Origin of the sequence: Sphingobacterium sp. UBA2480 (assembly GCF_002341965.1) — a bacterium.
In the GTDB taxonomy this organism is placed as follows: domain Bacteria; phylum Bacteroidota; class Bacteroidia; order Sphingobacteriales; family Sphingobacteriaceae; genus Sphingobacterium; species Sphingobacterium multivorum.
In genome coordinates this window covers 50450-70815 of sequence record NZ_DDPA01000002.1, presented here as the reverse complement: position 1 = coordinate 70815, position 20366 = coordinate 50450, and the positions used below count along the sequence as shown (strand labels likewise).

The 20366-nt window shown below is 40.2% G+C and carries 21 protein-coding genes; 11 read left to right on the top strand and 10 right to left on the bottom strand.

Translation table 11 applies throughout. The features are described from left to right. Positions 1-51: 51 nt before the first annotated feature. From hisIE to B3600_RS04655, 10 genes are all read right to left on the bottom strand, one after another. Entirely contained in the window at positions 52-636 is a 585-nt protein-coding gene (hisIE, locus tag B3600_RS04700; protein WP_046672346.1) for a bifunctional phosphoribosyl-AMP cyclohydrolase/phosphoribosyl-ATP diphosphatase HisIE, read from the bottom strand. Between the two features lie 123 nt (positions 637-759). Next, positions 760-1512: an imidazole glycerol phosphate synthase subunit HisF gene (hisF, locus tag B3600_RS04695; protein ID WP_286752252.1), complete on the bottom strand. Its 753-nt coding sequence runs from the start codon at positions 1510-1512 to the stop codon at positions 760-762. A gap of 1 nt (position 1513) precedes the next feature. Next, positions 1514-2266: a HisA/HisF-related TIM barrel protein gene (locus tag B3600_RS04690; protein WP_046672344.1), complete on the bottom strand. Its 753-nt coding sequence runs from the start codon at positions 2264-2266 to the stop codon at positions 1514-1516. A 12-nt stretch (positions 2267-2278) separates the two neighbouring features. Continuing rightward, on the bottom strand, positions 2279-2878 hold the full coding sequence (hisH, locus tag B3600_RS04685) for an imidazole glycerol phosphate synthase subunit HisH (RefSeq protein ID WP_286752251.1): 600 nt from the start codon (positions 2876-2878) through the stop codon (positions 2279-2281). A 1-nt stretch (position 2879) separates the two neighbouring features. Beyond that, positions 2880-4019: a bifunctional histidinol-phosphatase/imidazoleglycerol-phosphate dehydratase HisB gene (gene hisB / locus B3600_RS04680; protein WP_286752250.1), complete on the bottom strand. Its 1140-nt coding sequence runs from the start codon at positions 4017-4019 to the stop codon at positions 2880-2882. Positions 4020-4023: 4 nt separating this feature from the next. Continuing rightward, on the bottom strand, positions 4024-5082 hold the full coding sequence (gene hisC / locus B3600_RS04675; RefSeq protein ID WP_286752249.1) for a histidinol-phosphate transaminase: 1059 nt from the start codon (positions 5080-5082) through the stop codon (positions 4024-4026). Between the two features lie 118 nt (positions 5083-5200). Further along, complete coding sequence (locus B3600_RS04670; protein WP_046672340.1) at positions 5201-6112, bottom strand: ribonuclease Z; 912 nt, start codon at positions 6110-6112, stop codon at positions 5201-5203. Position 6113: 1 nt separating this feature from the next. After that, positions 6114-6494, bottom strand: coding sequence for an STAS domain-containing protein (locus B3600_RS04665; RefSeq protein ID WP_046672339.1), 381 nt, complete (start codon positions 6492-6494; stop codon positions 6114-6116). A 33-nt stretch (positions 6495-6527) separates the two neighbouring features. Beyond that, positions 6528-7478 (bottom strand): phosphoribosylaminoimidazolesuccinocarboxamide synthase, encoded by a 951-nt coding sequence (locus tag B3600_RS04660; RefSeq protein WP_286752378.1) that lies wholly within the window; start codon positions 7476-7478, stop codon positions 6528-6530. Between the two features lie 200 nt (positions 7479-7678). Continuing rightward, positions 7679-8644, bottom strand: coding sequence for a PhoH family protein (locus B3600_RS04655; protein ID WP_046672338.1), 966 nt, complete (start codon positions 8642-8644; stop codon positions 7679-7681). A gap of 351 nt (positions 8645-8995) precedes the next feature. Between B3600_RS04655 and B3600_RS04650 the strand changes: the two genes are divergently transcribed. The 11 genes from B3600_RS04650 to B3600_RS04600 all read left to right on the top strand — a co-directional run bounded on the left by B3600_RS04650 (position 8996) and on the right by B3600_RS04600 (position 20330). Continuing rightward, positions 8996-9784 (top strand): SAM hydrolase/SAM-dependent halogenase family protein, encoded by a 789-nt coding sequence (locus tag B3600_RS04650; protein WP_046672337.1) that lies wholly within the window; start codon positions 8996-8998, stop codon positions 9782-9784. A gap of 157 nt (positions 9785-9941) precedes the next feature. After that, entirely contained in the window at positions 9942-10496 is a 555-nt protein-coding gene (locus B3600_RS04645) for a hypothetical protein (protein ID WP_286752248.1), read from the top strand. Positions 10497-10656: 160 nt separating this feature from the next. After that, complete coding sequence (locus B3600_RS04640; RefSeq protein WP_286752247.1) at positions 10657-12492, top strand: ABC transporter ATP-binding protein; 1836 nt, start codon at positions 10657-10659, stop codon at positions 12490-12492. A gap of 103 nt (positions 12493-12595) precedes the next feature. Further along, positions 12596-12994, top strand: coding sequence for a hypothetical protein (locus B3600_RS04635; protein ID WP_070563336.1), 399 nt, complete (start codon positions 12596-12598; stop codon positions 12992-12994). Positions 12995-13071: 77 nt separating this feature from the next. Then, entirely contained in the window at positions 13072-13731 is a 660-nt protein-coding gene (locus B3600_RS04630; RefSeq protein WP_046672334.1) for a heme exporter protein CcmB, read from the top strand. A gap of 37 nt (positions 13732-13768) precedes the next feature. After that, the gene (ccsA, locus tag B3600_RS04625; protein WP_046672333.1) at positions 13769-14431 is read left to right on the top strand and encodes a cytochrome c biogenesis protein; all 663 of its coding nucleotides are present in this window, start codon (positions 13769-13771) and stop codon (positions 14429-14431) included. A gap of 147 nt (positions 14432-14578) precedes the next feature. Beyond that, positions 14579-14788, top strand: coding sequence for a CcmD family protein (locus B3600_RS04620; protein ID WP_046672332.1), 210 nt, complete (start codon positions 14579-14581; stop codon positions 14786-14788). Positions 14789-14808: 20 nt separating this feature from the next. Beyond that, positions 14809-15792, top strand: a complete 984-nt coding sequence (locus B3600_RS04615; protein WP_070563329.1) for a DUF6427 family protein — start codon at positions 14809-14811, stop codon at positions 15790-15792. Between the two features lie 175 nt (positions 15793-15967). Continuing rightward, on the top strand, positions 15968-17293 hold the full coding sequence (locus tag B3600_RS04610; RefSeq protein WP_046672330.1) for a membrane protein: 1326 nt from the start codon (positions 15968-15970) through the stop codon (positions 17291-17293). A gap of 8 nt (positions 17294-17301) precedes the next feature. Further along, on the top strand, positions 17302-17931 hold the full coding sequence (gene lptC, locus B3600_RS04605) for an LPS export ABC transporter periplasmic protein LptC (RefSeq protein WP_286752246.1): 630 nt from the start codon (positions 17302-17304) through the stop codon (positions 17929-17931). Positions 17932-18224: 293 nt separating this feature from the next. Continuing rightward, positions 18225-20330 carry a peptidylprolyl isomerase gene (locus tag B3600_RS04600; RefSeq protein ID WP_070563322.1) on the top strand — a complete coding sequence of 702 codons (2106 nt, stop codon included), beginning with the start codon at positions 18225-18227 and terminating at the stop codon, positions 20328-20330. The last annotated feature ends 36 nt before the right edge of the window (positions 20331-20366 follow it).

Here is a 20366-nt window from a genome sequence, read left to right as displayed (position 1 = left end):
CCTTCTTTCCGCTTCAGATTTTGTTCAACGCTGATGCCGTCGTCCAAATACCTATTGATGTCTGCTCTCGAGGTTTTTCGCAATTGTTTCCAAAGAAAATCCTTTCTCACGCAACAATACGATCAAATGAAACAATAAGTCTGAAGTTTCATTAATAAAATCAGTATCCGTTTCGGTCAATGCTGCAATGACTGTTTCTACGGCTTCCTCGCCAACCTTTTGCGCAATCTTATTGATACCGCGAGAACGCAGACGATTGACATAAGATTCGTCAGAAGGATGTTCATAGCGATGGTTGACAATACGCTCTAGCTCCAACAGAAAGTTTTGGTTGAAGTCTGTATTAAAACAACTTCTGCTTCCTGTATGACAGGTAGGTCCCATTGGTTCTGCTTTGATCAAAACAGTATCCTTATCGCAATCAACATGGATGCTTTTTACATTCAAAAAGTTTCCACTTTCCTCTCCTTTTGTCCAGAGGCGATTTTTGCTTCGGGAGAAAAACGTAACGCGTTTCTCTGCTTGTGTCTTCTGCCAAGCTTCCTCGTTCATATAGCCTAACATCAACACCTCCAATGTTTGGAAGTCCTGCACAATCACTGGAACAAGGCCGTCACTTTTTGCAAAATCTAACATGATTTTAGTATTTCAATTTTTAATTATTTTCGAAGAGCCATGAGCCCAGTTTAATTTCTCAGGATTTCTTTCAGCAAGTTTATAACTTCCACCCCTTTGATTATCGATCTTTACTCCGCTATCCTATCTTACGACAATACCATTTTGGCGTAAGGTAGCTTTAAGATCGGGGATCAATATTTCACCATAATGGAAGACCGATGCCGCCAGGGCAGCATCCACGTTAGCTTGTTGAAAAACATCGACAAAATGCTGTTGATTACCGGCACCGCCAGAAGCAATCAGTGGAATATGAATCTGGTCGTTTATTGTTTTTAAAAAACCATTGTCAAAGCCATTTTTTGTTCCATCATGATCCATTGACGTCAACAGGATCTCTCCTGCTCCACGTTCTTGCGCTTCAAGGATCCAATCCGCTGTTTCCAATTCCGTCTTAATGCGTCCGCCGCTCAGATGCACAAAATTCTGACCTTCGATCGACCGGGTATCCACAGCAACCACAACAAATTGTGCACCAAAAGCTGCAGCCATCTGGTTGATAAGAGCAGGATTGCGTACCGCAGCAGAATTGATGGATATTTTGTCCGCACCTGCATTCAACAAGATATCAGCATCTCTGATTTCATTGATACCACCGCCGATTGTAAAGGGAATATTCACTTGACGTGCGACTGCTTTGACCAGATCAATTGTCGTTTTACGCCCCTCATGCGTTGCTGTAATATCTAGGAAAACGAGTTCATCAGCCCCTTGTTGAGAATATTCATAGGCCAATTCAACAGGATCACCTGCATCGCGCAGATCCACAAAATTGACTCCTTTTACCGTCCGCCCATCTTTGACATCCAAACAGGGAATTATACGTTTTGCCAGCATTTTAAAATCTGATTAACGATTTTAAATTCCAATCTTTGATTTCATCGATCGAGATTCTATTTTCATAGATTGCTTTACCAACGACAACAGATTCTACACTGCCCAATTCCTGAAGTTTCTGAATATCGTCCATTGAACTGATCCCGCCAGAAGCTATTAACTTGATAATCGGAGAATGGCTCAACAACTTTTGGTACAGTTCAACGCCTGCACCTCCCAATTTTCCATCTTTACTAATATCGGTACATAAGAACCTAAAGAATCCTAAAACCAAGCATTTATCAATATATTCGATCAATTTGATTGGCGAACTTTCCAACCAACCCGAGTATTTGATTACCTCATCCAAAACGTCGATTGCAATAACGATGTGGTCGGCATATTTTACTTTACCTTCGTTCAACGTAGCCAGCTCCTCCAAGAATGAAGGATTGGTGATTGCCTGTGTTCCGACAATAACGCGATAAATCCCTGCATCAACCAATTCCTTAACCTTTTCGATACTTCTTACACCACCGCCATACTGAATTTTCATATCTGTCTTTTGGATGATATCAAATAAATAGGCCTGATTGCTGAAGTCTCCTTTTGCACCATTTAAATCAATGATATGGACGAGTTCCGTACCATTTGCACGGTAGGTTTCGATTTGCTCTTCTAAACTAATCGCATACGTTGTAACGTCATTGTAGTTACCCTCTCTCAAGCGGACAACTTTTTTGTCCAAGACATCTATTGCTGGAATGATATACATAGTCGAATATTTTTAATCAATTTGAATAGTTGAAAAATTGAGCAGCAGCTGCTCTCCTGCTTTTCCAGATTTCTCTGGATGAAATTGTACGCCAAAGAAATTGTCTTTGGAAATTGCAGCCGAAAAAGGCTGTCCATAGACACATTTCGCCGCGGTATATGTCGCATCGAATTCGATAAAGTACGAGTGGACAAAATAAAAATAAGTCTGGTCTTCAATATGTGCAAATAAAGGACTGTCTGCTGGCACGGAAACACTATTCCAGCCCATATGTGGTACTTTACCCGACTTTTCGGCATCAAAATGTAAGGTCTTCAAAGGAAATAGCTTTAACATTTCGGCATTTCCTTCTTCTGAAAAAGCCGTCAGTAATTGCATACCAACACAAATACCCAACACAGGCTTTTTTAGCTTTTTGATATAGGGCACCAATCCCGATTCCTGTAGTTTGTCCATCGCGGCTCCAGCGTGGCCCACTCCAGGAATGATGATACGATCGTATTGATCGATCTCATCGGCAGTATTGACCATACCATAGGTAAGCCCAACACGATCCAGTGCCGCTGTCAAGGAGAAAATATTCCCCGCACCGTAATTAATAATTCCTATCATCTTACAATACTCCTTTTGTACTTGGCAATTGCATATGGTCGGCATCGCGTCTTACCGCTTTCTTGATAGATTTAGCAAAAGCTTTGAAAATCGCTTCGATCTTATGGTGCTCATTGTCACCTTCAGCTTTAATGTTTAAATTCGATCGTGAAGCATCTGAAAACGACTTAAAGAAGTGGAAAAACATTTCCGTAGGCATATCGCCGATCTTCTCCCGCTTAAATGCCGCATCCCACACTATCCAGTTGCGACCACCAAAATCCAATGCAACCTGAGCCAAACAATCATCCATCGGCAACGTATAGGAGTAGCGCTCAATTCCACGTTTATCCCCTAAAACCTTCAAAAAGATCTCGCCCAGCGCAATACCCGTATCTTCGATGGTATGATGTTCGTCGATATGAAGATCCCCTTTCGCCTTAATGGTCAAATCAAGTGCTCCATGTCGAGCCAATTGATCCAGCATATGGTCGAAAAACGGCAACCCTGTTTCGATGTCTGACTTACCCGAACCATCCAGATTCAACTGAATAAAAATATCCGTTTCATTGGTTTTACGATGATGTTCGGCAGTGCGCGTACCCAATTTAAGGAATTCATACACCGTCTTCCAATCCGTTGTCTCTAAAGCTATAACAGTTGAATCTATCGCAAGGTTTTCCAAAGCACCTAATTGATCGTTTGCACGCAGCCAAATTGCCTTTGCACCGAGGTTTTGTGCCAATTTAACATCGTTCACACGATCGCCGATGACGAAGGATTGGCTCAAATCGTATTTCGACACATCAAAATAGGCTCCAAGCATACCAACTCCCGGTTTTCGGGTTTCCGCATTCTCGTGTGGAAAGGTTTTATCAATATGTTCCTCGGCAAACACTACGCCTTCTCCTGCAAACGTATCAATCACAAAATGATGGACTGGCCAGAAATTCTCTTCCGGATGGGAAGACGTTCCTAAACCATCTTGGTTAGAAACCAAGATCAATTCGAAATCCAGCTCCTTTGCGATACGTGGTAGATACTGCAAAGCACCAGGATAGAATTTTAATTTGGCAAAAGAATCGATTTGTTCGTCTTCAGGTTCCAAAATCAATGTTCCATCGCGGTCTATAAACAGTACACGTTTTAAGTTATCAGGCATAGTATTATTTATTGATTTGATTAAGTTTTTCTAACAATGTTTTATTTTCAGCCGGTGTACCGACCGTGATCCGTAGACAGCCTTCACACAGTTCGACTTTGGATCTATCTCTAACGATAATTCCATATTGAACGAGATAATCGTAAACTTCACGTGGCTGCTCCATCTTCACCAAAATAAAGTTGGCATCAGAAGGTGTAATATGCTGCACATAATCCAGTTCAAGCAATCCACGCACTAGTTGCTCACGTTCTGCTACTGTCTCCTTGATCCAGTCATTGACTTGATCAACCTGATCTAAGGCTTCCAATACAATATCTTGTGTCGCTTGATTAATGTTGTATGGTGGTTTTATTTTATTGTAAACAGCGATAATCTCCTTACTGGCAAAAGCCATACCCAAGCGTAAGGCCGCAAGCCCCCAGGCTTTGGATAAGGTCTGCAATACCACTAGATTGGGGTATTCAGCCAGTTCTTGCGTAAATGACTTGACAGCAGAAAAATTAATATAGGCCTCATCCACTACCACAACCCCCTGGAAATTATTCAGGATTGCTTCAATATCCTGACGACGGATTGAGTTTCCGGTTGGATTATTCGGAGAACAGATAAAAATCAGTTTAGTATGTGCGTCTATTGCATTGGCAATACCATCCAAATCCAGCTGGTAATCAGCAGTAAGGTTTACCTTTTTGAAAGCAACATCATTGATGTTCGCCGAGACTTCATACATCCCGTAGGTTGGCGGAACTAATATGACATTGTCAACACCAGGGGTACAAAATGCACGGTATAAAATATCAATAGCTTCATCACTTCCATTTCCCAAAAAGATATTCTCTGATGGTACACCTTTTATTTTAGAAAGTTTTGCTTTAACTTGATGTTGGAGAGGGTCTGGATATCGGTTGTAATCATGGTTTAAGGGGGATCCAAAAGGATTTTCATTGGCATCAATTAATATGGATGCCTCCCCTTTAAATTCATCTCTTGCGGATGAATAAGGTACGAGCTTCTTAATATTTTCCCGTAGTAGGTTGTTTAAGTTGAATGGATTATCCATTATAAAAAAATTAGAGCCGTAAACTTAGATAAATTGTTCATCATATGCAATATAATAAGCAATTATTCATAGGTGTTAACCCGTTTATCGTTGGGATATCAGAGAAAATTCAAAAAAATTAAACGGAAAACCACCGACCTTCCACAGAGAGTTCCGTATTTGGGAATACAGTTCTCGCTTCTTCCAATAGGGGATTTAAATCTCTGTACCGCGCTGAATAATGACCCAATAGCAACTTCTTTGCATGAGTTTCCTGGGCGATCTCTCCAGCCTCCAGCGCTGTGGTGTGAAATGTCTCTTTTGCGCGGTCGACCATATCGTGCAAGAATGTGGACTCATGATACATCAGATTAGCCTTTTGCACATAAGGCAGGTATTCCGGCGTCCGTACGGTATCCGAACAATACACATAACTGCGCGATAAGGGAGCAGGAAGGCTCAGGTCATCTGCAGTATATACTTTACCACTTTCATCGACGTAATCAAATCCTTTTTTGATCATCGGAAAATAAGCGGTGGGTATATTCAGTTCCTGTACGACATCGCCAAGCAATGTTCGTGCACGGGGACCCTCATCAAAACGAAAGCCTGTACAGGCAATACGATGCTTTAATGGAAAAGTGCTTACTTTTAATGTTCTGTTTTCAAAAATGACCCCCGGCTGTTCGGGTGAAATCGGATGAAAAACAAGATTATAGCGTAAAATAGTCTCGGAATGCAAAAATTGCACGTCTAAAATTTCCTTTAACGCAGGTGGCCCATACAAATGGAGATCACTTTTTCGGCCGACAAGGTGCATCGATGAAAGCAGCCCCACCAAACCCAAATAATGATCCCCATGCAGATGGCTAATAAATATATGTCCTAAACGATTGCTTTTGATGCCGTATCGGCTAAGTTGCATTTGTGTACCTTCTCCACAGTCGATCAAAAACAATTGCTCATTAAAGTTCAACACTTGGCTAGTCGGATGACGATCAAACATCGGTGTGGCCGAGCTATTTCCTAATATCAGAACTTCAAACTTCATATTAATCCTCGATTGCCCCCCGATACTCAGATTCCAATTCGTGTGCAAAGATTAAATCTTCCGCCACCTTTAAAGATGGTGCTATTTTAAGCGATTTATCCAAATGCGACACACGAACCATATCCATTAACGTTGGACAAAGATTAACCAAAATAAATATGCCCCCAACAGACTGACATAAACGATGGGCAAGCACACCTAAACGGATACCGACCTCGTCCGTTTGCTTAACGTGGATCATATCCAAAACGATATTCCGTTGTCCAATCGTATTCCGCAACAAAAACTCCCCTTTGAGTTTAGCGGCATTATCCGCGTCAATCACATCGACATGAGGTTCTATGACAATATAGCGATCGTGCTTATCAATGGTATACTTCATTAGTCTATCTCCTTTGTTTGAGGATACAATGTACTAATAATTTAGCGTTTTCAAGGCCTTTGCCACATTTCTTTCCACACGTTCCAGTACGTTTTCCTGATCTGGATACACAAACTTCTCTCCGACGATATGCTCGTAAAGCTCAATATAACGTTCAGAAATGGAAGCGACAATCTCATCCGTCATCTCCGGAACAACCTGACCGTCTTTCCCTTGGAAGCCGTTTTCAATTAACCATTTGCGAACAAACTCCTTCGACAATTGCTTTTGTGCCTCCCCTTTTTCCTGACGTTCCTGATAACCTTCCGCATAAAAATAACGGGAAGAATCTGGTGTATGAATTTCGTCGATCAGCACAATTTTCCCATCTTTTTTTCCAAACTCATATTTTGTATCCACCAAAATAAGCCCTCTTTGTGCGGCAATTTCGGTACCCCTTTGGAACAACGCTTTGGTATATTGCTCCAATTGAACATAGTCTTCTTCGCTTACGATGCCTTTTTTCAAGATATCGACACGTGAAATATCCTCATCATGTCCAACAGCAGCCTTTGTTGTCGGTGTAATAATTGGCTCAGGCAATTTGTCATTTTCTTTCAGTCCTTCTGGCAATGCCTCACCACATACTTCACGTTTACCCGCAGCATATTCGCGCCAAGCGTGTCCTGACAAGTAGCCCCGAATAACCATTTCAACTTTAAACGGCTCGCATAGCTGACCGATAGTTACACTGGGGTCCGGAACAGACACGACCCAATTTGGAATAATATCAGCCGTAGCCTTTAAAAATTTGGCTGCAATTTGATTCAACACCTGCCCTTTATAAGGAATAGGACGTGGAAGTACCACATCAAATGCCGAAATACGATCTGAGGCAACCATCGCCAAATACGTATCGGCAATCGTATACACGTCACGTACTTTTCCCCGGTAAAAAGCAGTCTGGTTTTCGAAATTGAAATTTGTTTCTTTTATAGCATTCATGTTCAACGTAAAATTCAAATGTAAGTAATTGTTCATTTATGACTGCGTTCAACGGCATTCATAAATGCAGCGCATTTATTTAAGAGCTCACTGTACTCGATTTGCCTTTTAATAAGGCTATTTGAACTATATCAGTCGGCACCTTTTGTACCCATGCCAAACTGGGATATCCCAAATCATACGTTTGCAGCATAGACCGATTAAATATCGCCATACGCTTCGAGGATGCGGCGAACCAATTTATGGCGAACCACATCTCCACCGCTGAGGTGGATAATGTCTATTCCTTCGATATTCTCCAATAGGCGAATTGAAGTAGACAATCCAGATTGATTTTTTTTCGGTAAATCTACCTGTGTCATATCACCGGTAACGATAAATTTTGCCGTTGGCCCCATACGTGTCAAAAACATCTTCAGCTGCATATCCGTTGCATTCTGAGCTTCGTCCAGAATCACAAAGCAGTTGTCCAATGTTCGTCCACGCATAAACGCTAGAGGTGCAACTTCAATGGTCCGATTTTCCAGGTAACCTTTTAGCTTTTCTGCTGGAATCATATCGTCCAATGCATCGTAGAGCGGTCTCAAATAGGGGTCTACCTTCTCCTTTAAGTCGCCCGGTAAAAAACCGAGATTTTCGCCGGCCTCGACGGCTGGTCTCGTTAGAATGATCCTTTTGATTTCTTTATTTCGAAGTGCCCTAACAGCTAATGCAACCGCCGTATAGGTCTTTCCTGTACCCGCCGGTCCAATAGCAAATAAGATATCATTTTTCGAAATACTATCCACCATCTTCCGTTGGTTGGCCGTACGTGCACGTACAATAAGGCCATTAGGTCCATACACGATCGGTTCGGATCCAAAGGCTGCATGTTTGGCCGCAAGTTCTTTTTCCTGCTGAACAGCAGAACCTGCACTTGCTCCAAGGAGATTTTCAAAATCCAATAAAGTAATGTTGTTAAATTTCTCCAGATGAGCCATGACTTCCTTAAACGATTGCTCAAACAGGTCTAATTCCTTCGCGTCTCCCAACACCTTCATTTCACTTCCGCGAGCTACAATCCGCAGTTTTGGGAATTGCTTCTTCAAATAATCGAAGTGCTCATTGTCTGCTCCCCATAATATGGGCAAATTCAGACCATCTAATGCAATTAGTAATTCGTTCAAATTTTATCCTATTTAGAATTAATTAGATTGTAGCCATTACACAATATCGTTCCTGTATAATACTATTCAAAATTAACGTATTCTAACGAAACAACCAAGAAGATACGGCGTACAAACGACGATGATTTATAAGCTTATGGAGACAGCCGACAAAGGGGCACAAAGATTTCGTTATGCATAAAATCTTCGCTATGTTTGTGTATATCAATCGAAAAAAGACAGATTCAAAATAAGTTATCCAATTAACTTTATAAATCATCTGATAAATAGTAATTTTGTCCACTATTTAGATAAATTTAAGGGTATATTTAAGGGAATTCGACAGCAATTCGATCTAGGATTTAGATTATAATGGCAGTAATTACATTAACAACAGACTTAGGACACAAAGATTTTTATCAAGCCGCGTTAAAAGGTAGTCTTTTATCGCAGTTGTCCGGTGCCAATATTGTTGATATTACCCATGAAATTCCAGCATTCAATATCCCTCGGGCGGCCTTTGTATTAGGCAATGCTTATCATTATTTCCCTAAAGGAACCGTACATATTATCGGAATTAACACCCTGTTTCATGAGGAGTCGAAATATATCGGCATGAAATACAACGATCATTATTTCGTCGGGGCCGACAACGGAATTTTCAGCTTATTGTTGAATGGCAATGAACCCCAGGAACTGTATGAGCTCAACTTAATGCAGGACCTCCGGTACCTTCACTTTCCGCTCGCAGATATTCTTTCTAAATCCGCCTGTCATATTGCTAAGGGGGGCAAGCTGAAAGAAATCGGTACTTCAATGCAACAGCTCATCGAAAAAGTAACTTTGCAGCCTATCTTTGATAAAGACATGATCCGAGGCAATGTCATTTATGTTGATGCATTCGGCAACGCCATTACCAATATCTCGAAAGATCTATTCAATAAAGTTCAGAAAGGACGTCATTTTGTCCTCTATTTTAAACGTAATGAAACCATTACCAATCTTTCCTGGCATTACAATGAAGTCGGAGAAGGAGAGAAACTTTGTTTATTCGGTATTTCCAACTACCTTGAAATCGCCATCAATAAAGGTAATGCCAGCCAGCTACTCGGACTTCATGATGACGATTCTAATGTTATTCGTATAGAATTTAAAGATTAATTTCATAAATTCATTTGTCGTGCTTTCGCTCCATTTTTTTATCCTTGGTCAAACTGACCACAAGGCTAAAATTGCAGGTGTAGCTCCGTGGCAAAATAAAATTTTACCATCAACGTTAGTTTAACTATAGATTTGATTAAATAGATCGTCCAATTACATGATGAAATTTTTAAAATTCCTACTTCCAATCGCCGTTCTATTTTGCTTCTTTGAACAGGCCAAGTCGCAAAACAACCCAGACTCCAGCTCTTTTGAGGTCCAACGAAGCCGTGTAAATGACCTACTCGATGCCCGTCAACAGAAATTCGGCGCCTATGACACGAGCCTCACTCAAAAAACAGGGCTTTTTGGCCTTTTCAAATCAAAAGGTGACATGCAAAAGAGCATTGATATCCTTAAAGATATTGTTATCACCGACAATAACATTTTCTTAGAGACTCAAAAACTATTGAAAATCAAAGATTTTGAGAAGGATAAATTCCAACAATTGGCAACAGATTACGACAAGCAGGTATCAGCCTATATCGGCACCATAAGTAAGCTTCAAAAAGAGAACGAGAAACTGCGGGCACAGATTGACAAAACATCAGGCAACGGAGGTATAGGCAATATTCTGCTCTATATCGCTTTACTTGTTATCGCCGTATTAGGATATTTACTGTATAAATTTAACGCGCAACTAAAAGCTTCGAAACAACAAAATTTAGGATAAAGCAGCGGCAACAAGCATTTGCAGAAGTACAAGCCACTTAAAACAGCCGTTTAAAATCAGAAAAAGTACGGTTTAGTTCAAAAAATTGACTAAAGTATGATAGCAAAATATTTTTAATCTCTTTACATTTGTCCTCGCAACAAAATTTGAAGTAGCGGATATGGCAAGAGGATTCAACAGCGGTAACAAACAAGAAGAAGATCTACCAAAACCAAAATTGAATAAAGAGCTCCTATTGAGAGCATCTAAATTGATGACCTATTTAAAACCTTATCGTTTTAAATTTGGGATCGGCATGTTTTTCTTGGTATTATCCAGTTTGGCCATGCTCGCCTTTCCGGCTTTGCTTGGTGCCATGATTGATGCCGCGCAAGGCAAGCAAACTTATCCATGGCTTGCACCACATGTTTATTATATTGGTGGAATTGCCTTTATTATTCTGTCTTTTCTGTCAGTCGTTTCTTTTTTTCGTATCCGAATTTTTGTTGAGATTGCTGAACGTACGCTATCCGCGTTACGCAAGGATACTTATCTTAAGCTGATTTCTTTGCCAATTGAATTTTTCGCCAATCGTCGTGTTGGGGAATTAAACAGCCGCCTGTCTGCAGACCTTTCACAGATCCAGGATACGTTAACAACAACTCTGGCTGAAATCTTAAGACAGTTGATTAGTCTTTGTTTCGGTGTGTTCCTTTTGGTTTGGGTATCGCCCAAACTTGCCCTCATGAACCTTTGTATTTTACCGATTATCGTTGTAGCGGCCATTATTTTCGGAAAATTCATCCGCGAATTGTCCAGACAGGCACAGGATAAAATGGCCGAGTCAAATAGTATCGTTCAAGAAACATTATTGGGGATAAGCAACGTAAAAGCCTTTGTGAATGAGTACTTCGAGTTTAATCGCTACAGCAATCAAATGGATTCAGTGGTAAAGTTGGCAGTCAAAGGAGCTACTTTCCGTGGTGCATTTGCCTCTTTTATTATTTTCTGTATTTTCGGTGCGGTGATTGCTGTCATCTGGTACGGCGCAGCATTGGTTTCTATCCATGAAATGACTGTAGGCGACCTGACTACTTATATCTTGTATTCGATGTTTGTTGCAGGCTCCATGGGCAGTTTCCCCGAGCTCTATGCCAATATCCAACGCTCTTTGGGTGCAAGTGAGCGGATCTTGGAAATTTTAGATGAGCCCCAAGAACACCTCAATGTAAAACCAACTTGCAAGGAAGTGCACAAGACCATGACCGGAAAACTAAGCTTCAATCATGTTTCCTTTGCCTATCCAAGCCGCCCCAATATTGAAATTCTGAAAGACATCAACTTTACAGCCAATGCTGGCGATAAAATAGCCATCGTTGGACCGAGTGGAACCGGAAAATCAACAATAGCTTCATTGATTCTTCAATTCTACACAGCCAATAAAGGGGAAGTATATTACGATGACAACCCGGCATCCGATTTTGAACTTTGCGATATCCGCAACCAGGTCGCTATCGTGCCGCAAGATGTTTTGCTGTTTGGCGGAACAATACGTGAAAATATAGCCTATGGTAAGCTCGATGCCACGGAAGATGAAATAATAGCGGCTGCAAAACGTGCCAACGCACATCAATTTATATTAAATTTCCCCGAAAGCTATGACACCTTAGTTGGTGAACGTGGCGTTAAACTCTCTGGTGGTCAGCGCCAACGAATCGCCATTGCGCGTGCACTATTAAAAGATCCTGCAATCCTTATCTTGGACGAAGCCACTTCTTCCCTAGACTCAGAATCAGAAAGACAAGTGCAGGAGGCGTTGGAAGAATTAATGCGTGGACGCACCTCGATCATTATTGCACACCGACTATCGACCATTATTGATGCCGATAAAATTATCGTTATCGAAAATGGAATCGTGTCTGAGAGCGGTACGCACTTTGAACTGCTCCAAAAAGAAAGCGGTCTTTATCAGCACCTCTATAATCTGCAATCAAAGCAGCAGAAAATTGATATGTAAAATTTTGTTAATTATTGATTCTTTTTAAACAAATTCACCCTGGGATTGTTCATTTGGTATCATACTTGATTATCATTTGAATATATAACAAAATAGAAGAATTATGAAAAATAGCAAAAATGGATTAGTGGCATTTGCTTTGGTAGGATTAGCTGCGGGAGCTGCTGCATGGTATCTTTTAGGAACTGATGATGGGAAAAAACAATTAGATCGTGCAAATGACGGCATTAAAAGCTTAACTAAGTCATTGAAAGATCTTTCAAAAAAAGAAGCTAAAAAGGCACAAAAACTAGCGAACAGAGCTTCGGCTGAATTAGACAATTTGAAATCAAAAGCACAAGCAGCTTTCAGCAAAGCATCGGATGATGCAGATGCACTGAAAAACAAAGCAAAAGAAGCCGGCAGAGAAGCTTTGGACCACGCTAACAATGCCGCTCAAAATTTGGCAAGCAAAATCGACAATACAACTGATGCTGCAAAATCCAAAATTTCTAACGCATAAGTAAAAAAACAGCTTTTTTAAGAATTGATGGTTTTGGTCACTCCCGTGGTCAAAATACATTTGTATCTTTGCTGCATATGACTTTGCTGCAACAGGTAAAAACTTTAATTCTTAAAGACATCATTCTGGAATGGCGTTCAAAATATGCTATTAACGGAATTCTACTATATGTCGTATCAACTGTTTTCGTCTGCTATCAAGCGTTCAAATCAGTTGATACGGCTACATGGAATGCATTATTTTGGATCATTATGCTCTTCGCTTCGATCAATGCAATCAACAAAAGCTTCGTCCAAGAAAACCCAAACCGGCAACTTTACTACTATTCACTGGTTGATCCCAGAGCGATCATTTTAGCGAAAGTCATTTACAATATGATGATGATGACCCTGCTGGCGATCATTGCATATTTTGTCTATTCGACGATATTCAGAAACCCTGTCGGTGATCCAACACTTTACTTCATTTCGGTCATCTTAGGCAGCATCAGTTTCGCCACAGTCTTTACCATGATCTCCGGGATCAGCTCCAAAGCAGGCAACAACAGCACCTTAATGGCCATCTTGAGTTTCCCTGCCATCATCCCACTGTTAATCGTATTAATCAAGCTATCCCGCAATGCAATAGAAGGCCTGGAAAGGGCTTCCAGCAGCAAAGAAATAATCGTATTACTTGCAATTAATGTAATCACCATCACTATTTCTTTATTGTTATTTCCGTACCTTTGGCGAGATTAAGTGTCAGAATTGAGAACAAACTAAATTCAATTTATCCATGAGAAAAAAATGGTGGAAAATATTAGCGGTAATGATTATCTGTGCGGTCATTATCAATGGTCTTTTGGGACCTGTTCCCCGCCTATTCATCCTTCACGAAAGCATACGCAACGTTTATTTTCATGTCCCAATGTGGTCGGCTATGTTCGTTATGTACCTGGTTTCTGTTATTTATAGTATCAAATACCTCAATACGGGCAAACAGGAGTATGATTTAATGGCCATTGAAGCCGTTAATACCGGAATAACATTTTGTTTTCTTGGACTTGCAACAGGTATGCTTTGGGCAAACATCACCTGGGGAGAACCTTGGCCAAACGACCCGAAGCTTAATGGCTCTGCCATAGCAACACTGATGTATCTAGCCTATTTGGTGCTCCGCAATGCGCTGGAAGAAGAACAAAAAAGAGCCAAAATATCGGCTGTGTACAATATCTTTGCATTTCCGATTATCATCGTGTTACTTTATATTCTGCCAAAGATGACAGACTCTCTTCACCCTGGAAGTGGAGGAAACGCAGCCTTTGGCGATTTAAAAATGAGCAGCGAGCTACGCCCTACATTTTATGCCGCGATGATCGGCTGGCCAATGATTGCAGCTTGGATTTGTTCACTTCGCTATAGAGTACGCCTGCTCGAAAAGAAAGACTTGAACGCATAATATTGAACGGCTAATACCGTACTTTATTTCTAAAATAAAGAAATCCGGTAAAACCCAATCAGTAAAAAACAGAATATTACATAAATCAAATAGCGTGTATCGAATCATACATAACAATGAAAACGACACGAATAATATTTTAAACAAATGAAAAAAATAACATTGTCAATCGCCTTACTACTCTTATCAACTTTGAGCACATTTGCACAGGATGATGTCGAGATGGCGACTGGATTACGTAGCGAAGGTAAGATCTACGTTGTTGTATTGGTCATGTTGGTCATTTTTCTAGGTTTGGCTTTCTTCCTTTTCTTGCTCGATCGCCGTATCAGCAAATTGGAAAAAAAGAATAAATAGCATTTTATTGATTGCATACGATGATTATAAGTCAGTTTAGAAATTATTCACCCATCAATATTTTATTTCTATCCATCGTGGGTTTTGTTTTATGTTTAGGCATATTTCTTCACCTTCCGGACAAACTTGATTCTGTAATCTTTGAGCCTGCCTTGGGGAATCTTTTGGGAGAAAATAACTTAATCAACCTCTCTCCTTCGACCAATGTTTTTATCACACTGATCCTGACGATTTCTCAGGCAACGATACTCAATCGCATCACAAGCCATTTTAACCTGCTGGGTAAACCCAGTTTCTTGGTTGCTTTGATGTACATGACACTGGCCAGCCTGTTTTTACCATTTTTGGTACTTTCACCCACACTGATCTGTAATTTCATTTCGATATGGATGTTAAGCAAATTGCTCTCCCTCTATCGGCAGACAGATGTTAAAGCCGAAATGTTTGATCTCGGTATGATTGTAGGTATAGGAAGTCTGATCTACTTCCCTTTTCTGAGTATGTTCGCCTTACTATGGATAGGCCTACTCATTTTTAGGCCATTCAACTGGCGCGAGTGGATCACACCTTTACTTGGCCTAGCAACGGTCTATTTCATCTTAGCGGTTATCTACCTTTGGATGGGTAAAATGGAGCAGTTTTATACCATTTGGCTACCGTTTACCTACAAATTCCCTACTGCTATTCGCATTCAGTTAGTCGATTATCTGGTACTCGTCCCAGTAATCTTTACGTTAATACTCTTCCTCTTGGTATTGAAAGACAATTTTTTCAAAAGTGTCGTGCATATTCGCAAGTCATTTCAACTGTTGTTTTTTATGTTATGCCTTGCGATAGTTTCTTTTTACTGGAATAAAAAACTAACGGAGGCCCATTTTTTACTTTGTGCCCCCTCCATCGCTATTTATATGGCTTATTATTTCACTTATGCCAAAAAGAAATGGTTTTTTGAAGTTGTATATGCCATCATAACACTGACCATAATCTACTTTCAGTTTTTCTAAACGACTGTACAATAAGTGTTTAACCTTTTTTAACAAAATCGGCTTAACAAGCTCGCAAAAATTGAATAGTTTTGTATGCGATTAAAAGCAAAGAACATTTAATATAAGAGTCAGATAACTCGAAAATTTCACTAAAACTAAATAAACATTAGTTTCTCAATTTTATAGATTGACCATGCAGAAACGCTTTACAAGCTCTCTAAGAAATAAATCACTCCAACTGTTGTTAGCAGGTGGAATTTTAGCTAGTTCTACTACCGCATTTGCACAAAAAACGACATCCGCATCACCTTATTCTCAATTTGGACTTGGTCAGATGCGTGAAGATTTATTGCCACAATATAGAGGGATGGGAGGTGTCAATACCGCTGTCCGGAGAATCAATGGCGTGTATAATACCAACCCAAGCAACCCTGCATCTTATTCTGCTACACAGTTTACGACCTTTGATGCTGGTTTATACGGGAACTACACGCAGTTAAATTCGACAACAAGATCGGATAATACCGCTGACTTTGCCTTTAGCCACATCACCATGACATTCCCAATGAAACGATTTGGTGGTATCAGCTTGGGTATCCTTCCCTATTCAGATATAGGCTATCGGACATCTTCAACGGGAACAGTCAATTCTGATCCCTATACAAAAGTTTTCACCGGCGAAGGTGGTTTAACTAAAGCCTATGCAGGTTGGGGGGTACGCATTGTAAAAGGTCTGAGTATTGGTGCCAATATGTCTTATCTATTTGGAACCCTAAATGATTATAGCCGTGTAGAGTTTTTGCCTTCATCCGGAGCATTAAATACACAACAACAAAATAAGCGCGAAATCCAAGGGATTATCTTTGATTATGGTCTGCAATACGAACAACCTTTAAATAGAGAATACTCGTTGATCGTTGGTTATTCAGGGTCGCTCAATAATGATATCAAAGAAAGAGCAACAATTTTTAATACACGGGTTACACCTTCAACGGATCCAGACAACCAAAATATCCCGTTGGATAGCACCTATGTTTCGGACCGTAGCAGCAGGCATTTGACGCTTCCGTTGCGACATAATGTAGGTATTACCCTTGCACGTAACAACCGATGGTTAATCGGGGCCGATTTTAAATATGCCGATTGGTCAAGATTTCAGACCAGAGCGGGTGAAAACGAACTACGGAAGAATTATGGCGTAGCGATTGGTGGTCAGATTACACCAGATGTTACTTCGCTTAAATATCTGAACCAAGTAGACTATAGAGTTGGTTTCAGGTATAATAAAACACAATATTTCTTAAGCGACCAGAATATCAACGATATGGCGGTTACTGTAGGTGTGGGACTGCCGTTGGCAAGAAATCAATTTTCAGGAGCTTTCTCTAAAATAAACTTCTCTGCAGAATTTGGCCAAATGGGCAAAATCAGCAACAGTCTCCTACGTGAACGCTATATTAACTTTAATATCGGCTTTACCCTCAATGACCGCTGGTTTAGAAAACCGCCTTTAGATTAATTAATACGATGGTACGCAAGACATTTGCTTCATCCATATTCCAAAATATATCGCCCCTAGTATTCTTATTTTTACTAGGGGCGCTCTCATTGACCTCTTGCGAACCGGATCTAAAAGAGGTAGACCGCATTGCCAATATGAAAAAGGAAGAGGCGGTCGACATTTCGCGTCATGTCGATATTATTTATAGCGATTCCACACGGGTAAAAGCGAATCTCACAGCCCCTGAAATGCGTATCAAACACGATAGCACCGAAGTATACGAATTTCCAAAAAGCATAAAAATCATCTTTTACGACGACAATTTAAAGGAAACTCAGCGAATTACTTCCGACCATGCTATTCGGCGGGAAAAAGAAAAGACCACCGTATTTACCAAAAATGTGGTGGTTACTATGGCTGACGGTTCTGTCATCAAAACAGAAGAGATCATCTATGACGAAAGTAAAGCCGATAGCAACAGCAACATGACCTTTTATAATCATGTTCCCATTACGGCATTCTTTCGGGATAATCGCGGTAACTTACAAGGTTCATCATTTACTTCGGACAAGGATTTTAAACACGTCAATATAGCCAATGCAACTGGTTATACGGTGATCACCAACAACAGTCTTTTCCCTTCCTTAGGTAAATAACTATTTGCAGGCCATAAACCAGATTCAGGTTTAGCTTAACAGCAGGTATAGATCCGAGACAATACCTCCAGGCAGTTTATTTATACGATTAAGTTGTTCAAAACGAATCATTTGAACTAAAAGAGCACAAAAAACTCCACTTTATACAAATAGTTTTCAAATTTGTTTTGTTACATTCAGGAAAATATTCCGTTTTTTTTTATAAAAATTGTATCTTGCACCGCATTTTGCTATGCTATGCATAAATTAACGAAATACAAGTATTTACACAATATAAACACAATAAGCAGACTATGGGATTAATGGGCTTTTTGCGTAACAAAGCTGGTGTCATCTTGACCGCAGCTATGGCTATCGCAATTTTAGCATTTTTACTAGGCGATGTCGTTCGAGGGGGAGCTCCTTTTTGGGCGAGACATCAAAATCGTGTAGGGGAAGTCAACGGAACTGAAATTGAATATCCTGAGTTCAGTAAGCAAGTTGAACAAACAGAGGAAATGTTCAAACAACAAATGGGCGGTGCAGTGACCCCTCAAATGCGGACCTACGCTGTTCAACAAGTATGGAATCAATTTTTATCAAGAGAAATCTTGAAAAAGGAAATTGAAAAAATCGGTTTGACTGTCGGTAAAGACGAATTAAATGATTTAGTGCAAGGTAACAACCCTTCACCTCAAATCGTTCAAGCGTTTACCAACCCACAAACAGGACAATTTGACCCGAGTCAACTGCGTGCTTTTATCACCCAAATGAACACATCAGGTAACCAACAAGTGGCTGAACAATGGGAGGAACTACTGAAAGGCGTTAGAGATGAGCGTTTAAGCAGCAAATATGGCGAATTGCTTTCTAATAGCGTATATGTTACTTCTTTGGAAGCAAACGAAGAATACCAAGAGCGTAATAAACTAGCAGACTTCAAATACATTCTTTTGGATTACGCTTCTGTTAAGGATGCTGATGCCAAATTGACTGATGCAGATTACCAAGAATATTATAATGAGCATAAAAGTATGTTCAAAACACAAGAGGAAACACGTGCGATCCAATACGTAATGGTGGATGCAAAACCTCTTGCAAAAGATTCATTGGCCGTAAAAGAGACGATCAATAAATTGAAACAAGATTTAATCGTTGCTAAAGATGACTCTTTATTTGCTTCGATCAATTCAGACAACAAATTTCCGTTTACTTATGTGAAAAAAGGACAGTTGAGTCCTTCATTGGATTCCGTTGTCTTCAATGTTGCGGCCGGAACAACTGTGGGACCTTTCTTAAACAACAATGCGTATGAAATTGCAAAAGTTGTTTCGACGATCGTAAGCCCTGACTCTGTGAAAGCATCACACATACTATTGGATCCTGCTGCCGAAGGTGGAATGGATAAAGCATTGGCGAAAGCAGATTCGATCAAAGGATTGATTCAAAAAGGAGACAATTTTGCGGCATTGGCGGTTCAATTCAGCAAAGATCCAGAGAGCAAAACCAACGGTGGCGAGCTGGGTACTTTAACAAGAGGCCGTATGGCTCCAGATCTTGAGACAGCCATCTTCGAAAGTAAAACAGGCGATATCAAAGTTGTAAAATCACAATATGGTGTCCATGTCATTAAAATTGAAAAACAATCAGGAAGTTCAAAATATGCAAAAGTTGCTATCATTGACAAAGTGATCAACAGCGGAAAAGAAACGTTGAACAATGCACATAGCAAAGCAACAGCATTCTTATCTGCAGCTACAGCACAGAACTTTGCTCAAGAAGCGAAAAAACTTGGTCTGGAAGCAAAAACAGCCTCACGCGTAACAGCGATGGACAATGTATTAGATGGCGCCGAAGCTCCACGTGATTTAATCAAATGGGCTTTCGAAGCTAAAAAAGGCGATATTTCAGATAAAGTTTTCGAAACTGAAACCTCTTATATCTTAGCAAACTTGGTCGACATACAGCCTAAAGGAACTCTTTCCTTGGATGCTGTTAAGAAAGATATCGAACCTGCAGTAAGAAATATGGTTAAAGCTAGAATCTTGAAAGATAAATTTGACAAGGCTTTAGCAGGTACATCTTCTATTGATCAAGTAGCACAAAAAGTTGGTAAAGCAGCTATTCACGTTGAAAATGTTGTCTTCGCAAACCCAGTTATTCCTGGTGTTGCATTAGAAAACAAAGTGGTTGGTACTGTTTTTGGGCTACAGCCAAACAAACCTTCCAAAGCGATTGAAGGCAATACCGGTGTATATGTTGTACAAGTAAATGGTTTTACCAATCCTGCCGCGATTTCGGATATCAACGGACAAAAGAAACAAATGCTTGCAGCTAAAGCACAACGCGCTTGGGGATCTATTTTCCGCGCTTTACAAGACAAAGCTGAAATCATTGACAATAGAGTGAAATTCTTTTAAAAGATTTTTAAGTAAATTTGTAGCCGGACGAATTAT